Below are 1,803 nucleotides of genomic sequence, written 5' to 3'. Positions count from 1 at the left end.
GTTCGGCATCCCGTGGGCGTTCGCGCTCGCCGCGGCCATCGCCTTCGCGGGCGCGGCCTGGACCGCTGGGCTCGTGCGCCGGACGCCGGCCCGCGCCTGAGGTCCGTCCCCGTCGTGTCGACGCCGGGCGTCGCGATCGATTCGCTAGCCTCATCCGGTGCCCCCAGCCTCGAACGACCGCCTCGGACCAGACCGCTACGGCCAGGACGTCCTCGCCGGCGACTGGCGCGCCGCCGGGCGGCGCACGATCCCGGAGGTCCCGGCGACCCGCGACCTGGTCGTCGAGCTCGCCGCGGACGGCTACTGCGGGGCCGTGGTCTCCGTCGAGAAGCAGACGGTGACGCTGGAGGACCGCCACGGTCGCACGCGCATGTTCCCGCTGGGGCACGGCTTCCTGGTCGACGGCGAGCCGGTGCGACTCGTCGCACCGAAGGCCCACGCGCCGCAGGGCCGCATCCGCACGGCGTCGGGCTCGTTCGCGGTCGAGCCGGGGCGCCCGGCGAAGGTCGCCCTGCCGAGCCGCATCTTCGTCGAGGGCCGGCACGACGCCGAGCTCGTGGAGAAGATCTGGGGTGCCGACCTGCGGGTCGAGGGCGTCGTCGTCGAGTACCTCGAGGGCGTCGACGTGCTGGACGACGTGCTCGACGAATTCGAGCCGGGACCCGGTCGCCGTGTCGGCGTGCTCGTCGACCACCTCGTCGCCGGGTCGAAGGAGCAGCGGATCGCGGATGCCGTCATGCGCGGCCGCCACCGCGGTCACGTGCTCGTCGTCGGCCACCCGTTCGTCGACATCTGGCAGGCCGTCAGGCCGGCGCGCGTCGGCCGGGAGTCCTGGCCGGTCGTCCCGCGGGGTACGTCGTGGAAGCACGGGGTGTGTGCGGCGTTCGGCTGGCCGCATGAGGAGCAGGCCGACATCGCGCGTGCGTGGCAGCGCATCCTCGGGCGGGTGCGCGGCTACGGCGACCTCGAGCCGGCGCTGCTGGGGCGGGTCGAGGAGCTCATCGACTTCGTCACGGCCCCGGCCGACTGACCCGCCGACCGACCCGCCGCGGTCAGCCGATCGTGGTCCCGAATGCGAGGCCGAGCAGGTACGTGACCGCAGCCGCCCCGAGGCCGATCGCGAGCTGACGGAGCGCGCGCTTCAGCGGCGGCGCCCCCGAGAGCAGGCCGACGGTCGCGCCGGTCAGCAGCAGCGCGAGGCTCACGAGCACGGTCGCGGTGACGGTGGCGGCGAGGCCCGACATCCCGAATAGCCACGGCAGCACCGGGATCAGCGCGCCCGAGGCGAAGAACAGGAAGCTCGAGATCGCCGCGCTCATGCCGGTGCCGACCGCCTCGTCGTCGTGCTCGAGCGTGCCGATCGCGTCGGTCGGCGCCGGCTGACGCTCGGCCGCCTGCACGCGCGCGAGCACGAGCGCGGCCTGGTCGACCGCCTCGTCGGGCGCCATTCCGCGTGCGCGGTACACGAGCGCCAGCTCGTTCGCATCGAGGTCGAGGTCGCCGAGTGCGTCGCGCGCACCCGGGTCGGGGGCGGATGCCTCGAGCAGTTCGCGCTGCGAGCGGACCGAGACGTACTCCCCCGCGCCCATGGACAGGGCTCCCGCGAGGAGCCCGGCGATGCCCGTGAAGAGCACGACCGGCGCGGGGACGCCGGTGGCGCCGATGCCGAGCACGAGTGCGAGGTTCGACACGAGGCCGTCGTTCGCCCCGAACACGGCGGCGCGGAACGTGCCCGCGAGGCGACGGCGGCCGCGCGCGGCGAGGCCGCGCACGACTTCGCCGTGGATGCGCTCATCGGCGGCC

2 protein-coding genes are annotated in these 1,803 nt (G+C 74.8%); one reads left to right on the top strand and one right to left on the bottom strand.

The genetic code is table 11. The features are described 5' to 3' along the window. Positions 1–157: 157 nt before the first annotated feature. Positions 158–1,030 carry a DUF3097 domain-containing protein gene (locus ESO86_RS16345; protein WP_129235890.1) on the top strand — a complete coding sequence of 291 codons (873 nt, stop codon included), beginning with the start codon at positions 158–160 and terminating at the stop codon, positions 1,028–1,030. Positions 1,031–1,052: 22 nt separating this feature from the next. Here ESO86_RS16345 and ESO86_RS16340 read toward each other — a convergent pair. Next, a partial coding sequence (locus ESO86_RS16340; RefSeq protein ID WP_129235889.1) for a VIT1/CCC1 transporter family protein occupies positions 1,053–1,803 on the bottom strand: 751 nt, incomplete at its 5' end.

Source organism: Agromyces binzhouensis, assembly GCF_004135055.1.
GTDB lineage: Bacteria > Actinomycetota > Actinomycetes > Actinomycetales > Microbacteriaceae > Agromyces > Agromyces binzhouensis.
This window is presented reverse-complemented; position numbering and strand designations above follow the sequence as displayed.